A 20,529-nucleotide genomic window follows, 5' to 3' on the forward strand; every position below is an offset into this window, starting at 1 on the left:
GATCTGTACGCGATGTGCTGTCTAAAACAGGGTACAATCCGCGGCTGTGAATTGTATAAGTAGCTAACTGACGGCATGAAGAAGAACCGCGCTTTTTTAAAATGGGCTGGTGGCAAATATCCGCTGGTTGATGACATCAAACGTTATCTGCCAGCGGGAGATTGTTTGATTGAGCCTTTTGTCGGTGCGGGTTCGGTGTTTCTGAACACCGATTATGACGCCTATATTTTGGCCGATATCAACAGTGATTTGATCAACCTATACAACATCGTGAAAACGCGTCATGAGGAATTTATCCGTGACGCTCGCGAGCTTTTTACTCCAGAATTCAACCAGTCAGAGCTTTATTACCAGTTGAGAGGCGAATTTAACGCCTGTAACGACGTGTATCGCCGCTCTCTGCTCTTTTTGTATCTGAACCGCCATTGCTACAACGGTCTTTGCCGCTATAACCTTAGTGGATCTTTCAACGTGCCTTTTGGCCGTTACAAGAAACCTTATTTTCCTGAGGATGAGCTGCGCTGGTTCTCTGAAAAAGCACAGAATGCACAGTTTGTATGTGAGCATTACCAGCAAACTCTATTGAAGGCGCAAAAAGGATCGGTTGTGTATTGCGATCCGCCGTACGTGCCGCTTTCGGCCACGGCGAACTTTACGGCTTACCATACCAACAGTTTTAACCTGAATGACCAGCAAAATCTGGCCAATCTGGCAAAACAGCTTTTATCTGAGCGTCAGGTGCCGGTACTTATCTCTAACCATGATACCGAGTTGACTCGTGACTGGTATTCCTCTGCCACCTTGCATGAGGTTACGGCAAGACGGACTATCAGCAGCAATATATTGCAGCGCAGCAAGGTGATTGAGCTGTTGGCGTTATTTAGCTAAAGCCACCTATGCTGACAGGTATTGGCCTGACTAAACGTAGAGAGTAGGAGAAACGGATGAAAAATTTTTTGATTGCTCCGTCCATTCTGGCGGCTGACTTTGCCCGTCTGGGTGAAGATACCGTTAAAGCATTGGAAGCGGGCGGCGACGTCGTGCATTTCGATGTCATGGATAATCACTATGTGCCGAATCTGACTATCGGGCCAACCGTGCTCCAGTCTTTGCATAAGTATCTGCAAGATAAAGGGATCAACAAGCCTATCGATGTTCACCTGATGGTGAAGCCGGTTGATAGCCTGATCCCACAGTTTGCAGAGGCCGGTGCGACCTATATTACCTTCCATCCGGAAGCCTCTCTGCACGTTGACCGCACGCTGCAACTGATTAAAGAACACGGCTGCAAGGCGGGTCTGGTGTTTACGCCCGCAACGCCGTTGAGCTATCTCGATTACGTGATGGACAAGCTCGACGTGATCCTGCTGATGTCGGTTAACCCTGGTTTTGGTGGTCAATCGTTTATTCCGGGAACCCTCGACAAGCTGCGTCAGGTGCGTCAGCGCATTGACGCCAGTGGTTATGATATTCGTCTTGAGATCGACGGCGGCGTTAAAGTCGATAATATCGCTGAAATCGCTGCAGCAGGTGCCGACATGTTCGTCGCCGGTTCGGCTATTTTCGGCCAGCCTGACTACCGTGCGGTGATCGACAAGATGCGCAGCGAGCTGGCTAAGGTTTCTCATGACTGACACGCTTTCTCCGCTAGGTGTCGCCTTTGACCTTGACGGGACGCTGGTTGATAGCGCGCCCGGTCTGGCCGAGGCGGTAGACAAAGCGCTGGTCGACGCAGGATTATCCGCAGCGGGCATTGAGCGAGTCAGTACCTGGATTGGCAACGGCGCCGATGTAATGGTCGAGCGCGCCGTGCGCTGGGCCGAGGGTGACCTTAGCTCTGAGTTCTGCCAAAAAGTGCGCGATAAATTTGATCATTATTACGCACAAACTGCCGCTTCGGGCAGCACGCTTTATCCTCAAGTTAAAGAAACCCTGCAAGCTTTGGCTGCGGCGGGCATTCCGTTAGGGCTGATTACCAACAAGCCGACGCCGTTCGTTGCACCTTTGCTGGTTTCTTTGGGCATTGATGAGCTATTTTCCCAGGTATTGGGAGGTGACGACGTCGTGCAGAAAAAACCGCACCCCGCGCCTCTGTACCTGATGCTGGCCAATCTAGGCCTGCGAGCCAGTGAGCTGGTGTTTGTTGGCGATTCCCGCAACGATATTCAAGCGGCGCAGGCTGCTGGTTGTCAGAGCGTTGGAATGACCTACGGTTATAATTACGGCGAAGCCATTGCGCTGAGTAAACCCGACCGGGTTCTTGAACGCTTTGCCGACCTTTTGCCCCTCTTCGGGCTATCCCCTTTAAAGGATCAGGAAGCATAAAAAATGAGTAAACCCATCGTCTTTAGTGGCGCACAACCCTCTGGTGAATTGAGCATTGGTAACTACATGGGTGCTCTGCGTCAATGGGTTAAAATGCAGGATGATTTTGACTGCATTTATTGCATCGTTGACCTGCACGCAATTACTGCACGTCAGGATCCTGCTCAATTACGTAAAGCGACGCTGGATACGCTGGCGTTGTACCTTGCTTGCGGTATCGATCCGAAGAAGAGCACGATTTTTGTTCAGTCCCACGTGCCTGAGCATTCTCAACTGGGCTGGGCGCTGAACTGCTACACCTATTTTGGCGAGCTGAGCCGCATGACCCAGTTTAAAGACAAGTCGGCGCGCTATTCTGAAAACATCAACGCCGGTCTGTTTGACTACCCGGTGCTGATGGCGGCAGACATTCTGCTGTATCAGACCAACCAGGTCCCGGTCGGTGAAGATCAAAAGCAACATCTTGAGCTGAGCCGCGATATCGCCGGTCGTTTCAACGCGCTGTATGGCGATGTTTTTGCCGTGCCAGAGCCGTTTATTCCGAAGTCTGGTGCTCGCGTGATGTCTTTGCAGGACCCGACCAAGAAAATGTCCAAGTCCGACGACAACCGCAGCAACGTGATTGGCCTGCTGGAAGACACCAAGTCGGTGACCAAAAAGATTAAGCGTGCGATGACTGACTCGGAAGATCCACCGGTCATCCGTTACGATCAGGCGGCGAAACCGGGTGTGTCTAACCTGCTGGATATCCTGTCAGGCGTGAATGGTAAGAGCATTGCCGAGCTGGAAGCCGAATTTGAAGGCCAAATGTACGGCCATCTCAAAGGCGCTGTCGCTGAGGCGGTTTCCGAGATGCTGACCGGCCTGCAAGAACGTTATCACCAGTATCGTTCTGATGAAGTTTTCTTGCAGCAGGTGATGCGCGAAGGTGCAGAAAAAGCCCGCGCTCGTGCTCAGGTCACGCTGAAGAAGGTTTATGAAGCCATCGGCTTCGTTGCTGCTCCATAAATCCTTCGTTCTTGACGCCTGGCTGCAACGCCAATGACTTGGATTTGTTCTGAGTAATAAATATTAAAACCACGCTTTTTACAGCGTGGTTTTTTTATGCGCGGAATTCCTGCTGAGTGCGATTGCCCACAGCGCGCCGCCGAGCAGCGAGAGAGCAATGGCGATGCAGACGGCGAGATGAATGCCGGTAGCGAGCGGTTTTACGGCGCTGAGCAAGCCGCCAAAAATTGCGACTCCCAGCGCCGAGCCGGTCTGTCGGCTTGCGTTGAGCACGCCGGCGGCGATCCCGGCCTGATCTCTCGTAATCGAATTCATAACCACCGAAGTGGCGACTGGCGTAATGATCCCAGCGGCAAGTCCTAGCGCAGGAAAACACAGCGCAATCCGCCAGTAGGCAGGATTTTCCCCAAGTATCAGTAGTCCGGCAAAACCTGCGGCGTAAAGTCCACAGCAGCCGGTGATCAGCCAAAAAGCACCAAACTGGCGGTTAAGTTTTCCTGCACTAAAACTCCCGAGTGTGACCAGCATAGTCAAGGGAAGGAAAGCCAGTCCGGTATCGAGCGATGACCAGTCGCGCACGGTTTGCAAATAAAGGCTCAGCAGGAAAAACAGGCCATAAAATACCAATCCCGAGATCAACGATACGGCAACCGCAGCGGAAAATTCCGGTTGACGGAATAACGTCATCGGCAGCATGGGCTGCTCGATGGAACGTTCGATGAAAATGAATAAACACCAGACAAGTGCTGCCACAACCATACACGCGCCAATCCACGTGTCCTGCCATCCCCGACTTACCCCTTCAATCAGCACGGCGATGGACGATCCCAGCGCGATAATGGCCAGCAGCTGCCCAAGCACGTCTATTGGCCTCTTCTGGACGGGATTTTTTATCACCGAGATGCGCATAGTTATGAGTACGCCGAGCAGAGCAATGGGGATATTGAGCAGAAAAATGCTGCGCCAGCCTAATAACTGGATGAGTATGCCGCCGAGTAAGGGGCCAGCAGCCATGGCGATCCCGCCGCAACCGGCCCAGATGCCAATTGCTTTGATGCGCTGTTGCGCAGCCAGAAATTCGCCATTAATCAACGATAAAGAAGCAGGCACCAGCAATGCCGCGCCCGCGCCCTGCAAAATACGTGAAACCACGAGAGCAGAGAGTGATGTTGATAAACCGCATCCCGCCGAGGCGACGGCAAATAGCAGCAAACCGCTGAGATAAACCTTTTTGGCACCCAGTTTGTCACCTAATGCGCCGCCGCTGAGCAGCAGGCTGGCGAAAGTAACGGTATAGGCGCTGACTACCCACTGCAGGCCGGTGATGGTCGAGTGTAGAGTTGCTGCCAACGGCGCGAGGGCGACATTAACAATTGAAGTATCCAGGATAACGATGATGTAGCTAATACTGGTTGCTGCCAATAACCATTTCTGAGCAGGGGTGGTGTTCATGGGCAATATTACGAGTCCATAGGGGGGATAAATTGACTATACCCTGCATGCACTTAATAATGATTCGAGCCGAATCGAAGTGTCATCTACTTTGATAAACATATAACTCCCTTTCACTGGCGTGCCAAATGAACCAATTTCATATTTCGGTCGTGGCCCATCTTATCGCCGAACCCGTGCGTTCAGTGATGCTGATCGCCTTGTCCGGTGGGGAAGCCCTTTCCGCCAGCGCGTTGGCTGAGGCGGCGGGAATTACCGCACAAACCGCCAGTTTTCATCTCGGAAAGCTGCGCGACGGCGGGTTAATAAACGTGGAGTCGGTGGGGCGCTATCGCTATTACCAACTGGCGGGCCCACATATTTCCCAACTTCTTGAGAGTCTGGCCTCGGTCGGGCCGGTGACTTCGCCTTGGCTAACTACGCCCAATCGCTCTGCCAAAGATTTGCGTTTTGCGCGTTGCTGTTACGACCATCTTGCCGGGCAAATAGGCGTAGCGGTGACCCAGGGCATGCTGAGACGCGGTCTTATCGTCGCAGAAGAAGGGCTACATTTTTCTCTGACCAGCGCCGGTAAGTACTGGCTTGAGCAACAGGGCGTGGAGATTCGTGCGGATCACGGCGAAAATATTCGCCAGTGCCTTGACTGGACCGAACGGCAATATCACCTTGCCGGAAGTTTGGGTGCCGTGCTGTTAGAGGCTTTTTTAGCATGGAATTGGCTAAGCCGATCGGCCGAGTCGCGAGCTTTAAAAGTCACCGCGCTTGGCTGGAGCTCTCTGGAGCAGCATTTCGGTATTGGCTGTCAGCAAGGAGTCATTTGCGTGAGTGAATGCCTACCCGCCTCCAGCTGCGAGAATGAAAATCGCGGTCAGAGAAATTAACACCTGTCGTGCGGCTGATGCGAATGTCATAAATTTGCGTTAAATTTCTACCCGTTGGCGAGTATCAGGCTGTATTGTTTATGTAATCATCGAAAAACTGACACTGACAGAGAGGTAAAGGTGACGCAATCCAGCCTGCGAGCGATTAAGAATGTACGCATGCCGTTTACTCAGGGCCTGTGGCAGATCGATATTGAAGATGGAAAAATTACCCAGATAGCGGCCCAAACGCAGGGCGATAACCAAGGCGATGACGTTCTCGATGCGCAGGGTGGGCTGGCTCTGCCGCCGTTTATCGAGCCGCACATTCATCTTGATACCACTCAGACCGCCGGTGAGCCATCGTGGAACATCTCGGGCACTCTGTTTGAGGGGATTGAACGCTGGGCCGAACGCAAAGCCTTGTTGACTCATGAAGACGTCAAACAACGCGCCTGGATCACTCTGAAATGGCAAATTGCCAACGGTATTCAGCACGTTCGCACCCATGTAGACGTCTCCGATCCGACCCTGACTGCGCTGAAGGCAATGCTTGAGGTCAAGAATGAAGTCGCTCCCTGGGTTGATTTACAGATTGTTGCCTTTCCGCAGGAAGGGATCATGTCTTATCCCAACGGCGAAGCTTTGCTGGAAGAGGCGCTGAAACTTGGCGCAGACGTGGTCGGCGCTATCCCGCATTTTGAGTTTACCCGCGAATACGGCGTCGAGTCTCTGCATAAAACCTTCGCGCTGGCGCAGAAATATAACCGCATGGTTGACGTACACTGTGACGAGATTGACGACGAGCAGTCGCGATTTGTGGAAACTGTTGCCGCGCTGGCGCATCGTGAAAATATGGGCGCGCGCGTGACCGCCAGCCATACGACTGCAATGCATTCATACAATGGCGCTTATACGTCCAGGCTGTTCCGTCTTCTGAAGCTCTCCGGTATCAACTTTGTCGCCAACCCGTTGGTTAATATCCATTTGCAGGGGCGCTTTGATACTTATCCCAAGCGTCGCGGCATTACGCGGGTCAAAGAAATGCTAGAGGCGGGGATTAACGTCTGCTTTGGCCACGATGACGTGTTTGACCCGTGGTATCCGATGGGCACCGCCAACATGTTGCAGGTTTTGCAAATGGGGCTGCACGTTTGCCAGCTGATGGGCTACGAGCAGATCAACGACGGCCTTAATCTGATCACTCATTACAGCGCCAAGACTATGAATTTGTCGGAATATGGCATCGAAAACGGCCATGTTGCCAATCTGATTATTTTACCAGCCGAAAACGGCTTTGATGCCGTTCGACGCCAGGTGCCGGTGCGCTATTCTATTCGTCATGGCAAAGTGATCGCCGAGACGCGCCCTGCTGAAACAATGATTCATCTCGAGAAGAGTGAATTAATCGATTTTACACGCTGATTCAAAGGCTTGTGCTCGCATTGCGTAAATAACGGTAAAGGTCTGGCGCGATGGTGAGAGGGTCTTTAGAATCAATGCGTTTTGTTGCTTGCCTAATGGAGAAAGGAACCGTCATGTTTAAACGTACTTTAGTGACCTTCACTGCTTTGCTTTCCCTCACTGCGATGGCCCCTGCGGCGTTTGCAGCCAAGTCTGCGGATACCCACGTCATGTTGACCACCTCGGCGGGGAACATTGAGCTGGAACTCGATAACGCGAAGGCACCGGTTTCCGTTACTAATTTTGTCGATTACGTGAATAGTGGTTATTACAACAACACCATCTTCCATCGCGTGATCCCGGGCTTTATGGTTCAGGGCGGGGGTTTTACCGCCAAGATGCAGCAGAAGAGCACCAACCCGCCGATCAAAAACGAGGCGGACAATGGCCTGCGTAACCTGCGCGGTACTATTTCTATGGCGCGCACTTCCGATCCAAACAGCGCCACTAGCCAGTTCTTCCTGAATGTTGCGGATAACGCCTTCCTCGACCATGGTCAAACTGATTTTGGCTATGCAGTATTTGGCAAGATTATCAAAGGGATGGATGTTGTAGACAAGATTTCCTCAGTGAAAACCGACAACGTTGGGCCTTATCAGAATGTCCCGGTAACACCAATTGTCATTCTTTCTGCTAAAGTTTTGCCATAACCTTTCTTAAAGCTTAAGCCAAGGCTGTCTGCGCGCTTTTACAGGCGGCCGTGCAAGGAGAAAAGATGAGTGAACCTCGTGTTATTGCAAAAGCAATGCAGGCCGGGAAACCGGCACAGGATCTGGCTATTCTCCCTGCTTTGGCTAACCGCCACGGGTTGATAACCGGTGCTACCGGCACCGGTAAAACCGTTACGCTGCAAAAAATGGCCGAGCAGTTTTCACGCATTGGCGTACCGGTATTTCTTGCCGATGTAAAAGGGGATTTATCGGGAATTGGCACCGCGGCTGTGACTTCCGATAAACTCGGCGCCAGACTCGCCGCGATTGGCGTCACAGACTGGCAACCCTCGGCTTGCACCATTATTCCGTGGGATATTTTCGGCGAAAAGGGTCATCCGATCCGCGCTACGCTCTCCGATTTAGGCCCTTTATTACTGGGTCGTCTGTTAGATCTCAATGAAGTACAAAATGGCGTATTGCAGCTGGTGTTCAAAATTGCCGACGACAACAGCCTGCTGTTGCTCGACATGAAAGACCTGCGCGCAATGCTGAAATTTGTCGGCGACAACGCTAAACAGTTCCAGACCCAATACGGCAATATTTCTCCCGCTTCGATAGGCGCTATCCAGCGGGGACTCTTGACCCTTGAAAGTCAGGGCGCCAATCAGTTTTTTGGCGAACCGATGTTGGACATCAACGATTTAATGAAAACCGACGCCAATGGGCAGGGCATAATCAACCTGCTGGCAGCGGACAAGCTCATCAATCAGCCGAAACTTTATTCGGTGTTTCTGTTGTGGCTGCTGGCCGAGCTGTTTGAACATCTGCCCGAAGTCGGCGATCCGCAACAGCCAAAGCTGGTGTTTTTCTTCGATGAGGCCCACCTGCTGTTTAACGATGCCCCTACGGCGTTGTTGACTAAAATTGAACAAGTGGTGCGGCTGATCCGCTCCAAGGGCGTGGGTATCTATTTCGTGACTCAGAATCCGCTGGATATTCCCGACTCAGTGCTGGGGCAGCTCGGCAACCGGGTTCAGCACGCCTTGCGCGCATTTACCCCGCGCGACCAAAAAGCCGTACGTGCAGCGGCGCAAACGCTGCGCGCTAATCCTGCGTTTGATGCCGAAACTGCGATAACCGAACTTGGCGTCGGCGAGGCATTGATCTCATTTCTCGATGAAAAAGGTCGTCCGGCAATTGTTGAGCGAGCAATGGTGATTGCGCCGGAGTCGAAAATGGGGTCGCTGGGTGAAGAAGGGCTCAACAAAGCAATCAATCAGTCACCTTTGTATGGTCGCTATGAAGACGCCATCGACCGCGAATCCGCTTATGAAAAACTTAACGCTCAGGGATTTAATACGGTTGGAACAAACGGGGATAGCGTCGAGGCCAAAAATCCTGCCGCCGAAAAATCTGCTGGCGGTGGACTCATGGATGGTCTCAACGATCTCCTGTTTGGAACCACCGGCCCGCGAGGTGGTAAGCACGACGGCATCGTACAAACGGCAGCAAAAAGCATGGCAAGAGACTTGGGCCGTCAAATTTTACGCGGCGTACTTGGGTCAATTACTGGCGGCAGAAAGCGTTTGTAAACAGTTCGGGCTGCAAATCCGCTCGCCGTTTAGGTGGAAATGTTTGCCCATCAAATTAACGTCTCCTTTCGAGTGGGCATTGATGATGAGACTAAAGGCGTTTTCTTTGGTGACATGTTGTCCCAAGATCAATGTGTCCTCGGTCATGTAAAAGTCATTGCCGACTACTTCCACATTCTGAATGACAGCTGCAACTGGGATTTTGCCTTGCTCAGGTCTACCAATATCTGTGCCATTCACTTTGCCATTGCGCCTATCAGCCGAACTGCTAGCTTGGTCAAAGGTATCAACACCGGCGGCGTGATCTCGTGGGTGTACTTGATTGTTGTCGAGTTTCCTAAACGTTGTCATGTGTTCTGAAGTGGTGTGAAACGGTTGGATCTTAATATTTTTAGAGGCGTTAATCTGACCAATCTGTGAGTTGATAACTTCGACGCTATCATGGGTCGATTTGACCGTTCCTGTCCTAATCTGAATGACCTGATCAAGGATAATATCGCCGCTAGCCTGAATTTTAGAGCCTGCTTTGCACTGTTTCATGGAGATACTACCGGACAGTGACTCAATGATTTCCCCGGTGTGAATCACGTTTTCCAGCAGATAAGAAGTGCCTACTTTGCTGGAGATTGTGATTTTTTACTTACGCGTTTCGCTCATATCTGAATCACAGGGCCACGGGCTAAAAAATCATTCTCAGCGTCTATACTTAAACTCCACTGTCTTCGGTCAATGGAGGAATCAGTATGGCAACGAAAATGACAGACAAACAGAAAGAGCAATTTTTCCGCAAACAGCGAAGCTTGAACTTTCAGCGCAGTGCGGCTTTGGATGATCTGCAAACCGAGCACGTTGAATTATCGGAAGACCGAGTCCTTGACCGCATTGAAGAGCTGAGGAGGCACTATGAGCGATAAGCTGGTCACCGGTGCCGATCCCTATCTCTACAAGGGGATTAATGTCCTGAGAAACAAGCTTGAAATCCATGAATCTCATCGTCTGTTGCAAGCAGAGATGGAGTTTACTCCGCTGCGTGCTTCCACTATCGAGCTGGGGCAGCCGAACATCGGTTTGCCGCATCTTTGCGCCATTCACGCCACGCTGTTTCAGGATTTGTTCGATTGGGCCGGCAAACTGCGCGAGGTGGACATTGTCAAAGACGATACGCCGTTTTGCCATTTCGCCTATATTGAGCGCGAAGGCAATAATCTGATGCAGGGGTTGGAAGACGAAGACTATCTGGTTGGATTGCCCAGGGAGGAACTTTGCGAACGCCTCGCGCACTATTATTCCGAAATTAATCTTCTGCATCCTTTCCGTTATGGCAGTGGCCGAGCGCAGCGCATTTTCTTTGAACAGTTGCTGACTCATGCGGGTTATGCGATTGACTGGAGTAAAGTAGAAAATCAGCGTTGGATTGATGCTAACAAGGCGGCAGCTTTTGGCGATGAAAAACCGCTGAGTGAGGTTTTTAAAACCATTATCAGTGATGCCTAGCTCTGGATAGACTGAGTCTGGGAAAAGTCTGCGGGTTACTGACGAAAATAGGTAGAATGACGCGGCTAAATCCCAGACTTTGCCAAACCGGAAAACCATGCTGCTGATTATCGATAACTACGACTCCTTCACCTACAACCTATACCAGTATTTTTGCGAATTAGGGGCGGAGGTGATGGTAAAACGTAACGATGAGCTGCAGCTTGAAGACATTTCCCGCCTTGCCCCCTCGCATTTGGTGATCTCTCCCGGCCCATGTACACCCAATGAAGCGGGGATATCTCTTTCAGCCATCAAGCATTTTGCAGAAACTATGCCGATCCTCGGCGTATGTTTGGGTCATCAGGCGATGGCGCAAAGCTTTGGTGCAGAAGTGGTGCGCGCCCGTCAGGTGATGCACGGCAAAACCTCGTTGATTCAGCATACTGGCACCGGCGTATTTGCGGGCCTTAATCATCCGTTAACCGTTGCGCGCTATCATTCGCTGGTGGTTAAGCCGGAAACGCTGCCTGACTGTTTTTCCCTGAGCGCCTGGACCGGCAGCGCCGATGCGCCTGACGAGATCATGGGTATCGCTCATCGCACTTTGCCTTTGCATGGCGTGCAGTTCCACCCGGAGAGTATCCTCAGCGAGCAGGGGCATGAGCTGCTGGATAATTTCCTTAAAATTTAGAGTATTAAAAATTACTTACATCAGGAAGGCGATTAGTGTTTGCCTGTGAGTGATTTTTTATGCATATTTTGTGATTATATTTTCACATTCATTTCGAGTGTGATTCCCTGAAAGCAGCGGCAGCGCAAAGGAGAGTAGGGCAATGACAGAAAAAACAGCGGTAGGTCGTGATGCATTTGACCGGGTAATTTTGCCGGTTTATTCACCAGCCAAGTTTATTCCCGTCAAAGGTAAAGGCAGTCGCGTATGGGACCAGCAAGGGACCGAATACGTTGACTTCGCCGGCGGGATTGCGGTTACTGCACTGGGTCATTGCCATCCTGCGCTGGTGAAAGCCTTGCATGAGCAAGGTGAAACGCTGTGGCACGTAAGCAACGTGTTCACCAATGAACCGGCTTTGCGTCTGGCGCAAAAACTGATCGACGCCACCTTCGCCGACCGTGTGTTCTTTGCCAACTCCGGCGCAGAAGCGAACGAAGCTGCCTTTAAGCTGGCGCGTTACTATTCTTCAGCTAAACACAGCCCGTACAAAAGCAAAATCATCGCTTTCCACAACGGTTTCCATGGTCGCACGTTGTTCACTGTCTCTGTTGGCGGTCAGCCGAAATATTCTGACGGTTTTGGCCCGAAACCTGCCGATATCGTCCACGTACCTTTTAACGATCTCGACGCTGTGAAAGCAGTAATCGATGATCACACCTGCGCTATCGTGGTTGAGCCGATTCAGGGAGAAGGCGGCGTGACCCCGGCAACTCAAGAATTCCTGCAAGGTCTGCGTGAGCTGTGCGACGCCAATAAAGCGCTGCTGGTATTCGATGAAGTGCAGAGCGGTATGGGCCGTAGCGGCAAACTGTTCAGCTATATGAATTACGGCGTGACGCCAGACATTTTGACCACCGCCAAGGCGCTGGGCGGCGGCTTCCCGGTGAGTGCGATGATCACCACCGAAGAAGTGGCTTCTGTCATGGCTCCGGGCAAACACGGCACCACTTACGGCGGTAACCCGCTGGCCTGTGCGGTAGCGGAAGCCGCGCTGGACGTGATCAACACCCCGCAAGTGCTGGCGGGTATTGCTGAGCGTCGCAATGCGTTTATCAACGCGCTGGAAGCCATTAACGCGAAATATCACGTGTTCAGCGAATTCCGCGGTCAGGGCCTGCTGATCGGTGCCGAGCTGTCAGACAATTACAAGGATCGCGCTGGTGAATTCCTCAATGCGTCGTCTGAGTTTGGTTTGATGATGCTGGTAGCGGGAAGCAACGTAATGCGTTTTGCGCCTTCGCTGGTGATCGACTTCGAAGACATCAAAGAAGGCATGGCACGCTTTGAAAAAGCTGTGCAGAAAGTCGTCGGCTAATAACACTCCGTTTGGTGTGCTGCGCACGGTTTGACTGCATGACTGCATGACTGCATGACTGCATGCGCTGCGCTTACTGGGCGCTGGCCCAGACCAGCCAGAGGGGATTCCAAGGCAAATCCCCTCTGGACACCCGTGCCTTTGCCCTCGCGACGCGATTAGTGCAAAAGAACGAGATCGTTTCATTGACCGCAGCGCGTGGCGTTGGCCACGGCCCTGAGGGCTGCCTTCCCTCGGTCGTGAGCCAAAAACGTCTCCCTCCACTCGCTCAGCGTGGGCCTGATGCCGCCAATCCCACCTTACAAAGAAAACCCGGCAACTTCACGGCGGTCAAGACCCGTTCTTTTAAAGAGCTTTCTTTAATTTTTTTAGATGCTTAGGTTAGTTTTTTTCATTTAAATTTAGAGAGTTAAATTCAGTAGATAGGATGTTTTGATCTTAGTGCAGGTTGCCGGTTAAATGCTCATTGAAATTATTGAACCGGAAAAATTCCTGAGAGCTTATTGAACTTGATTCAAAGTTTATTGACCTTGAAAATGCGATTGCGTCACTCCATAAAACAGCGCTTACTCTTTCACTCTTCTCGTCAACCATATCCCGTGATGCGGCCGTTGTTTCCAGGCGAGGGACGAAATGGTATGCATGGCAGCCAGATGCGACAGCATGCGGCGCAAATGGCGTTCCATCTCGGTGATCGGCATGTCGGAATGCTGCTCCGGCGCGTTAAACAGTGACTTTTCGCTGCTCGGCCCATCATAAATCAGTCGCTGCTGACAGCCTTGCAGCGCGATTTCGCAGGTTTGCAAATACTCGACCGCCAGTTTCGGCGTCAACATGTAATGCTCGCGGGCAAGAATCGTCATCGCGTTGATGTGATCGACGATAAACTGGCTATGAGTTACCCACAAACGCATATCTGACAGATAATCCGAATTAAAACCCGGCTCCTGCATCGCCTGATTCAGCGAGGTGAACAGCTGGTTATGAGCCTGATTGACCTTCATGCGCGCATAGGCCAACTCGGCAGGGTCGGGATTGTCGTGTAAGACTAGCCGAATAGCCTGTTGATCGGTCTCCAGCGCCTGATGGGCGTTGGTCCTGAGCATGCCGCTTTGCCACTGCGGCCACAGCCAAATCGTGCCACCAAACGCCAACGCGCAGCCAATCAGTGTGTCGAACAGTCGCGGCAGCAGGAAATGCGCGCCGTTAAGCGCCAGCAATTGCAGGGTATAAACGGCGGTCACGGTCAGACCAATCATCCCAAGACCGTAGTTTTTACGCAGTACGGTGTAAGAAACCAGTGTGATAATCAGCATGAAAAATAGTGTGATGTTTTGCGGAATTTCTAGCTGCAAAAGCCCCGCAGCGGCAATCAGGCCAATCAGTGTGCCCAATGCTCGGTGCTGGATACGCACACGGGTAGCGTTATAACCATTCTGGCTAACCAGCAGCGTAGTCAGCAAAATCCAGTATGGCTTGGGCAAATTGAAAAATAGCCCCAGACTGCTGCCCAGCGCCAGAATCAGTCCTAAACGTGCAGCATTGCGCAGCGCCGCCGATTTGAAAGATAAATAACTTTTTAGCGCGGGCCAGAACGGCAGGCGATTTTGCGTTTGCATCAGATCGCGACGATACAGCGGGCGCTGGGTGCGCAGCAGGCGAGCGATGCGGCTGAAATGGTAATAGCAGAATTGGCCAACCGGATTATCTCGATAGCGGGAGGAGATTTTTTCCAGCGCCGCCAGCTCGTTGGCCATGGTAAAACGGTCAGAACGGCGATGATAGAGAATGTCTCCGGCTATTACCCGCAGTCGCGTCGCGATAATCTTTGCGTTACGGCGGATAACCGCCTCGGCGTGGCTCTCCTCTACCAGCTTTTGCACCTCTGAAGGTAAATGCAGGCTGACGGTAATATGCTCCTGCAAATCCAGCGCCACCTGAAAACTTCGCAGCAGTCGCTTGTGGTGCTGACGATCGCCGGTCGGCAGCATGTGAATTTGCTGGTACATGGTAGCGATCAGGTCGATAACTTTTTGTTGCCGGTTAAGCAACGGCGGCAGCGCGGTTTCAGGGTCGGTGTGCTGGGTCAGCAGGCTATATTTCGCTTCAAAATAGTCGGCCAGTTCATGGTAAAGCTGGCTGAGAGTTTCGCGCATCGGCTGCTCGTCAGAGAGTCGAAACCAGAACCAGTTAAACAGCCCGTACCACGCCGTGCCGACCACGAACAGCAGTGGAGCCTGCCAGATCGGCACCGCGCCCGCCATACTCAAGGTGAAAATCGCCGCTACCAGTGCGCCGGGCAGCAGGCGAGCATGTAGTGGGCCAATCGCGCCGGTCACGCCAACCAGTAGCGTCAGGCCAAGCATGATCAGCGGCAGCGGCCAATGCCAGTTAATCAGCATCAACTGGAGCAGAACACTGCTTACGGCAAACAGCGAGCCGCCTACAGCAAGGCGTTTGAAAAAACGTTTATGCGGGGTGTCGAGGCCGGAAATATTGCAGCAGGCAGGGACCAGCGCGAACAGCATTCCCATTCTTAACTGACCAAACAGCATGGCGATAGCAATGGGCAGGCAGAGAACCAGCGTTTGTCTCAGCGCGTAGTTAACTTCAGGGTGATAAAAGATTCGTCGCCAAAGCGTCATAATTGAGAGGATACAACAAAAACGGCGCGACAGTTATCTGCCGCGCCGTTTTTAGGACGATTAGCGAGTGCCGTAAACGACAATCGTTTTACCGTGTGCTGAAATCAGACTCTGATCTTCAAGCATTTTTAGAATTCGACCCACAGTCTCGCGTGAACAGCCGACTATCTGACCGATTTCCTGACGGGTAATCTTGATCTGCATACCATCCGGGTGAGTCATGGCATCCGGCTGTTTAGCCAGATTCAGCAGAGTTTGTGCAATGCGACCGGTCACGTCCAGGAAGGCGAGGTTACCCACTTTCTCGGAAGTTATCTGCAGTCGGCTTGCCATCTGTGCGGACAGGCGCATCAGAATATCTGGATTAACCTGGATCAGCTGGCGGAACTTCTTGTAGGAAATTTCTGCCACTTCACAGGCAGTTTTCGCCCTGACCCATGCACTACGTTCCTGACCTTCTTCGAAGAGTCCCAGCTCGCCGATGAAGTCACCTTGGTTAAGGTAGGAAAGTATCATTTCTTTGCCTTCTTCATCTTTGATCAGAACGGCAACCGAACCTTTCACGATGTAGTAAAGCGTTTCGGCTTTTTCACCTTGGTGAATCAGCGTACTTTTAGATGGATACTTATGTATATGACAATGAGACAGGAACCATTCGAGAGTAGGGTCTGTTTGTGGCTTGCCGAGAACCATTAGCTATTATCCTCTTATTATCGCTGCCCAAAATCACAGGGCTTTGAAATCCCTGTTCGGCGATTTTTTACTTCGCGCTCTTTTAGCATATGAACTGACCAGCAATGCTGCAAGCGGCAGGTGGAGTGATTTAAGCTGTAATTTGCCATTATCACCAAGGTTATCCTGTTAACACCTAAAAAACCTAGCCGCAACTTGTTGGAAAGTTTCTTTCGGCTTTGTTTGTAGCACAGGTTTGCAGACGTGTCTTGTGTTGTCTCGCTTCAGCATGACGCGGATCGAGTTACGTTGCCAGTTTCGGGGGTAAAGGGTAGTCTATTTTAAAAATTATGAGCGGAGAAATTCACATGCAGGCACGGGTAAAATGGGTTGAAGGTTTAACATTTCTGGGTGAGTCGGCCTCAGGCCATCAGATTTTAATGGATGGCAATGCGGGTGATAAATCGCCAAGTCCGATGGAGATGTTGCTGATGTCGGCAGGCGGATGCAGCGCCATTGACGTGGTGTCGATTCTGCAAAAAGGGCGCAACGAGATTGTTGGCTGTGAAGTCAAACTGACCTCTGAGCGCCGTGAAGAAGCGCCGCGACTGTTCACTCACATCAATCTGCATTTTATCGTCACTGGTAAAGATTTGACCGATAAAGTGGTTGAGCGCGCGGTAACACTGTCGGCAGAGAAATACTGTTCAGTGTCACTGATGCTGGGCAAGGCGGCGACCATTACCCACAGCTTTGAAGTGATTGACTCACAAGAGTAATCTGCGCAAGCACGACCTCCATCCCTACCACGCAAAACGCTGGCAGTGAACACGGAGTAAATCCAGAAAACGCCGCGCCGTTAAGGTTAGCGGCGTTTTTTGTGAGTATACCAAACAGTATTGCGCGTTCGGCAGACTGTCGATCGGCAGGCGGCACAGCTTGTCTTCGAGGAAAAACGGCGTTGCCATTGCATTGCCCACCACAGAAAGATAATCGGCATTTAGCATCATCATTAGCCCACTGATCAACGAATCAGTGCGGATCGGCGATTGTCCGGCATGGCAGCCATGCTCCTCCAATAGCGCTGCAAGTTGCTGGTAATAGCCCATATCGGTTTCCGGCAGCAGCCAGCTTGCCTCTTTCAACTGATTCAACGACGTGGCCAGTGCCAGCGGGTGCTGTTTACGGGCAATAATACAAAAAGGCGCGTTGAACAGCGGTTCAACCACCATATCTTCTATCGGCAGCCCCGGCCCCAGCGTGCCGATGGCGAAATCCAGACGCCCTTCACGCAGGGCAGGAAGCAGGGTTGAAAGCTGGGTTTCCTTGATGTGCAGCTTGGCCTGCGGGTATTTCGCAGCGAATTCACTGGCAAGAGCCGGGAAAATAGTCAGAGCCAGCAGTGAAGAAAATCCTACCGCCACCGAGCCCTGCGAATACTGATTAATCTGCTGGATTTCATCGGCGGCGCGCTCTAGCTCTTGCAAAATAAACTGCATTCGTTGGGAAAAGGCGCGCCCGGTTTCGGTCAGCGTCATCCCTTGAGAACCGCGCACGATCAGCTGAGTATCGAGAATTTGCTCCAGCTCGCGCAACGTGCGGCTAACCGCAGGCTGCGATTGATTCATGGCTCTTGCTGCACCACGAATGCTGCCACTTTGGATAACCTGCTGAAAAACCTTCAGCTGTTGCAGCTTCGGCAAATATTTCATCGCATACCCCTATCAGTAAAAAGCATCACCCAGTAAAAAATTACATCTTATGGCTGTGAAATAAAACTGCTAGGTTTTTAAGCAGACAGTAAATCACTGTTATAAAAACATAAAAATAAATCAAAGCAAGAGCGTTTCTCTTCTCAGGTCAGGGGTGGCTACTGGGATATAACATTTGAGGATATCAGTTATGAAAAATCGTTCGCTAATGATTTTCTTACTGTTTTTTGGTTATGTTCTGGTTTATCTCGACAAGACAGTCATCGGTTTTGCGCTGTTGCCTATCTCTCGCGAGTTTAATTTACCGCCCCAACAGCTGGGATATATCACCGGCATGTTCTTTTTAGCTTATTCACTGTTCCAGATCCCCTCTGGCTGGCTCAACGATCGTTTTGGTTACAAGAAAGTGCTCGCCTGTTCACTGACTTTGCTCGGCGGTTTTGCCCTGTGTTTTGGCCTGCTGGGATTCGGACTGGGGCTGTTAGTCACTTTCCGTTTCTTGTCGGGAATAGGGCATTCCGGTTATCCCACCTCCTGCGCCAAGTCGGTAGTAGCCAACTTTGCTCTCGAACAACGCACCTTTGCTCAATCGATTTTGTTGTCTTCAGCCGGATTGGCTATGACTCTGGGGCCGCTGCTGGCGGTTTATTGTCTGGCACATTTTGGTTGGCGCGTTTCGTTCTCGACCCTTGGGCTGCTGGCGTTTGTGGTCGCGGCACTGATCCTGTTTCTGGTGCCATCGCCCCCAAAAAGCAGTCTGACCACCGGCTCTCACGCTTCGGCCAGCTATCTCTCTTTGCTGAAGAATCCGATAGTCCTGGTGCTGTTTCTGGCTAACTTCTGCGTCAATATTCCTGCCTATGGATTGATGGCCTGGCTGCCGAAATACCTGGTGCAACAGCGCGGTTTCTCGCTGGAGGTTTCCGGCATGATTGTCGCCATTGGCGGCCTGGGGATTTGGATCTCCTCGCTTTCTACCGGCTGGCTGGTAGGTAAATACCTGCAAGGGCGTGAGCCAAAGGTCATCTTGTATGGATCGCTGCTGAGCGGAATTTGTATCTGGCTGGTGTATGCCTCCAGCTCGATGGTGACGACTTGCCTATTCTTGTTCCTCGGCAATATCTTTCTGATGTCGTCGTTTGTCACTACTTTTACTCTGCCAATGAAACGACTACCCACCAACGTGATGGGCGGAGCTATTGGCCTGCTGAATACCGGCGGCACGCTGGGCGGTTTTGTTGCGCCGATCGTGATGGGTTATTTGATAACGCTGACCCACGGCTATCACTCGACTTTTATCTTTCTGGCGCTGGCAATGTGGGCCTCTGGCCTGCTGATGCTGCCTTTACTTGCCAAAATCCGTCTTGCTGCGCGTGACGCAGCCTAGTTAAACGCACCTTGAGAGGAAGCCAAAATGAGCCACAATTTTGCAGCATTAGTGAGTGAAGTTAACCAGGACGTCCTGCGCTGGCGTCGACATATTCATGCCAATCCCGAGCTCTCCTTTCAGGAGGCAAAAACGGCGGATTATATTGCCGAGCAGCTGTCCGCGATGGCGGGGGTGACATTAAAACGCCTGACGCCGAATAGCGTAATCGCTGAATTGACCGGCGATAAAAATGGGCCGATCTATGCGTTACGTGCCGATATCGACGCCTTGCCTATTCAGGAAGAGACTGACGAAGAATGGCGTTCCACCAACCCCGGCGTGATGCACGCCTGTGGTCACGATGCCCACGCCGCCATGCTGCTGGGCGCGGTGAAGGTGCTGTCACAGTGTCGTTCTTCTTTGAAAGGAACCGTGCGCTTTATCTTCCAGCACGCGGAGGAAGCGCCTCCGGGCGGTGCTCAAGAGTTGGTCAAGCTTGGCGTGCTCGACGGTGTGGACATGATCTTTGGACTGCACGTGTTGCCGAATTATCCGACCGGACAGATTGCGTTGAAAGAGGGCGTATTCAGCGGGTCGAGCGACAATTTTGACATCCTGCTCAAAGGGCGTGGCGGCCACGGCTCGATGCCGCACATGTGTATCGATCCGGTGACCATCGGCGCAGAAATGGTGACGGCAATGCAGCAGATTGTCGCGCGCAAGCTGGACCCGCTGCACGCGCCAGTGTTGACTGTTGCCGTGTTTCAGGCCGGCGAGGTGTATAACGTGATCCCTGATACCGCACGTCTGGCGGGGACGCTGCGCACTCACAGCGCTGAAGTTCGGGCCAGGGTTCCGTTGCTGGTGGAACAAACCGTCAAAGGGATTGCCTATGCCCACGGCGCAGAAGTTGAGGTGAAATGGACTAAAGGCTATGCCATCGGCAATAACCATCCTGAAGCCTGCGCCATTGCTCGCCGCGTCATTAAACAGGAAAGAGGCGCAGAGGCATTCATTGAGGTGACTTCGGCGATTTATGGCAGTGAGGATTTCTCGTCGTATCAGGAAAAAATTCCAGGCTGCTTCGTGTTTATCGGCAGCGGTAACGAGAGCAAAGGGGCGACTCACGGTGTGCATCATCCGCGATTTAAACTGGATGAAGATGCTCTGGCTATCGGCGTTCAGCTGCACGTTGGATTTATTCGCCAACTGCTGATGGCCGAATAACATGATTTCTGCGCCGCGCTTTTAAC

20 protein-coding genes are annotated in these 20,529 nt (G+C 51.8%); 15 read left to right on the forward strand and 5 right to left on the reverse strand.

Annotated elements, in window-relative coordinates; all coding sequences use genetic code 11:
• The first annotated feature begins 75 nt into the window (after positions 1 to 75).
• From dam to trpS, 4 genes are read left to right on the forward strand one after another with little or no spacing between them, the layout of a single operon-like run.
• Entirely contained in the window at positions 76 to 888 is an 813-nt protein-coding gene (gene dam, locus AB3G37_RS01510) for an adenine-specific DNA-methyltransferase (protein ID WP_009635758.1), read from the forward strand.
• Positions 889 to 944: 56 nt separating this feature from the next.
• The gene (gene rpe, locus AB3G37_RS01515; RefSeq protein WP_009635759.1) at positions 945 to 1,634 is read left to right on the forward strand and encodes a ribulose-phosphate 3-epimerase; all 690 of its coding nucleotides are present in this window, start codon (positions 945 to 947) and stop codon (positions 1,632 to 1,634) included.
• Positions 1,627 to 2,325 carry a phosphoglycolate phosphatase gene (locus AB3G37_RS01520; protein WP_369789509.1) on the forward strand — a complete coding sequence of 233 codons (699 nt, stop codon included), beginning with the start codon at positions 1,627 to 1,629 and terminating at the stop codon, positions 2,323 to 2,325. Before rpe ends, AB3G37_RS01520 begins: the two co-directional genes overlap by 8 nt.
• Before the next feature lie 3 nt (positions 2,326 to 2,328).
• Positions 2,329 to 3,333, forward strand: coding sequence for a tryptophan--tRNA ligase (trpS, locus tag AB3G37_RS01525; RefSeq protein ID WP_369789510.1), 1,005 nt, complete (start codon positions 2,329 to 2,331; stop codon positions 3,331 to 3,333).
• 78 nt (positions 3,334 to 3,411) lie between these two features.
• On the opposite strand, the gene AB3G37_RS01530 is transcribed toward trpS, so the two are convergent.
• Positions 3,412 to 4,785: an MFS transporter gene (locus AB3G37_RS01530; RefSeq protein ID WP_369789511.1), complete on the reverse strand. Its 1,374-nt coding sequence runs from the start codon at positions 4,783 to 4,785 to the stop codon at positions 3,412 to 3,414.
• Between the two features lie 128 nt (positions 4,786 to 4,913).
• Here AB3G37_RS01530 and AB3G37_RS01535 point away from each other — a divergent pair, with 128 nt between their 5' ends.
• From AB3G37_RS01535 to AB3G37_RS01550, 4 genes are all read left to right on the forward strand, one after another.
• The gene (locus tag AB3G37_RS01535; protein WP_369789512.1) at positions 4,914 to 5,666 is read left to right on the forward strand and encodes an ArsR/SmtB family transcription factor; all 753 of its coding nucleotides are present in this window, start codon (positions 4,914 to 4,916) and stop codon (positions 5,664 to 5,666) included.
• A gap of 159 nt (positions 5,667 to 5,825) precedes the next feature.
• Positions 5,826 to 7,070, forward strand: a complete 1,245-nt coding sequence (locus tag AB3G37_RS01540; protein ID WP_369790868.1) for a cytosine deaminase — start codon at positions 5,826 to 5,828, stop codon at positions 7,068 to 7,070.
• Positions 7,071 to 7,183: 113 nt separating this feature from the next.
• Positions 7,184 to 7,759 carry a peptidylprolyl isomerase A gene (ppiA, locus tag AB3G37_RS01545; protein ID WP_369789513.1) on the forward strand — a complete coding sequence of 192 codons (576 nt, stop codon included), beginning with the start codon at positions 7,184 to 7,186 and terminating at the stop codon, positions 7,757 to 7,759.
• 65 nt (positions 7,760 to 7,824) lie between these two features.
• Positions 7,825 to 9,354 (forward strand): helicase HerA-like domain-containing protein, encoded by a 1,530-nt coding sequence (locus tag AB3G37_RS01550; protein ID WP_369789514.1) that lies wholly within the window; start codon positions 7,825 to 7,827, stop codon positions 9,352 to 9,354.
• Here the strand turns inward: AB3G37_RS01550 and AB3G37_RS01555 are convergent.
• Complete coding sequence (locus AB3G37_RS01555; protein ID WP_369789515.1) at positions 9,325 to 9,894, reverse strand: hypothetical protein; 570 nt, start codon at positions 9,892 to 9,894, stop codon at positions 9,325 to 9,327. The genes AB3G37_RS01550 and AB3G37_RS01555 overlap by 30 nt on opposite strands.
• 203 nt (positions 9,895 to 10,097) lie before the next feature.
• Here AB3G37_RS01555 and AB3G37_RS01560 point away from each other — a divergent pair, with 203 nt between their 5' ends.
• From AB3G37_RS01560 to AB3G37_RS01575, 4 genes are all read left to right on the forward strand, one after another.
• Positions 10,098 to 10,268 carry a YhfG family protein gene (locus AB3G37_RS01560; RefSeq protein WP_009635768.1) on the forward strand — a complete coding sequence of 57 codons (171 nt, stop codon included), beginning with the start codon at positions 10,098 to 10,100 and terminating at the stop codon, positions 10,266 to 10,268.
• A complete protein-coding gene (locus AB3G37_RS01565; protein ID WP_369789516.1) occupies positions 10,258 to 10,848 on the forward strand; it encodes a putative adenosine monophosphate-protein transferase Fic in 591 nt (196 codons plus the stop codon). Before AB3G37_RS01560 ends, AB3G37_RS01565 begins: the two co-directional genes overlap by 11 nt.
• Before the next feature lie 97 nt (positions 10,849 to 10,945).
• Positions 10,946 to 11,521, forward strand: a complete 576-nt coding sequence (locus tag AB3G37_RS01570) for an aminodeoxychorismate synthase component II (RefSeq protein ID WP_369789517.1) — start codon at positions 10,946 to 10,948, stop codon at positions 11,519 to 11,521.
• Positions 11,522 to 11,663: 142 nt separating this feature from the next.
• On the forward strand, positions 11,664 to 12,878 hold the full coding sequence (locus AB3G37_RS01575; RefSeq protein ID WP_369789518.1) for an aspartate aminotransferase family protein: 1,215 nt from the start codon (positions 11,664 to 11,666) through the stop codon (positions 12,876 to 12,878).
• A gap of 566 nt (positions 12,879 to 13,444) precedes the next feature.
• Here the strand turns inward: AB3G37_RS01575 and AB3G37_RS01580 are convergent.
• Positions 13,445 to 15,523 (reverse strand): YccS/YhfK family putative transporter, encoded by a 2,079-nt coding sequence (locus AB3G37_RS01580; protein ID WP_369789519.1) that lies wholly within the window; start codon positions 15,521 to 15,523, stop codon positions 13,445 to 13,447.
• 60 nt (positions 15,524 to 15,583) lie between these two features.
• Positions 15,584 to 16,216 carry a cAMP-activated global transcriptional regulator CRP gene (crp, locus tag AB3G37_RS01585; RefSeq protein WP_009638999.1) on the reverse strand — a complete coding sequence of 211 codons (633 nt, stop codon included), beginning with the start codon at positions 16,214 to 16,216 and terminating at the stop codon, positions 15,584 to 15,586.
• A 347-nt stretch (positions 16,217 to 16,563) separates the two neighbouring features.
• On the opposite strand from crp, the gene AB3G37_RS01590 reads away from it, so the two are divergent.
• The gene (locus AB3G37_RS01590) at positions 16,564 to 16,974 is read left to right on the forward strand and encodes an OsmC family protein (protein WP_009638998.1); all 411 of its coding nucleotides are present in this window, start codon (positions 16,564 to 16,566) and stop codon (positions 16,972 to 16,974) included.
• 24 nt (positions 16,975 to 16,998) lie between these two features.
• Here the strand turns inward: AB3G37_RS01590 and AB3G37_RS01595 are convergent, their stop codons facing one another.
• Positions 16,999 to 17,907, reverse strand: a complete 909-nt coding sequence (locus tag AB3G37_RS01595) for a LysR substrate-binding domain-containing protein (RefSeq protein ID WP_369789520.1) — start codon at positions 17,905 to 17,907, stop codon at positions 16,999 to 17,001.
• 190 nt (positions 17,908 to 18,097) lie between these two features.
• On the opposite strand from AB3G37_RS01595, the gene AB3G37_RS01600 reads away from it, so the two are divergent.
• On the forward strand, positions 18,098 to 19,294 hold the full coding sequence (locus AB3G37_RS01600; protein ID WP_369789521.1) for an MFS transporter: 1,197 nt from the start codon (positions 18,098 to 18,100) through the stop codon (positions 19,292 to 19,294).
• A gap of 27 nt (positions 19,295 to 19,321) precedes the next feature.
• Entirely contained in the window at positions 19,322 to 20,503 is a 1,182-nt protein-coding gene (locus AB3G37_RS01605; RefSeq protein ID WP_369789522.1) for an amidohydrolase, read from the forward strand.
• Positions 20,504 to 20,529 lie beyond the last annotated feature (26 nt).

This window comes from Rouxiella sp. WC2420 (genome assembly GCF_041200025.1).
Lineage (GTDB): Bacteria > Pseudomonadota > Gammaproteobacteria > Enterobacterales > Enterobacteriaceae > Rouxiella.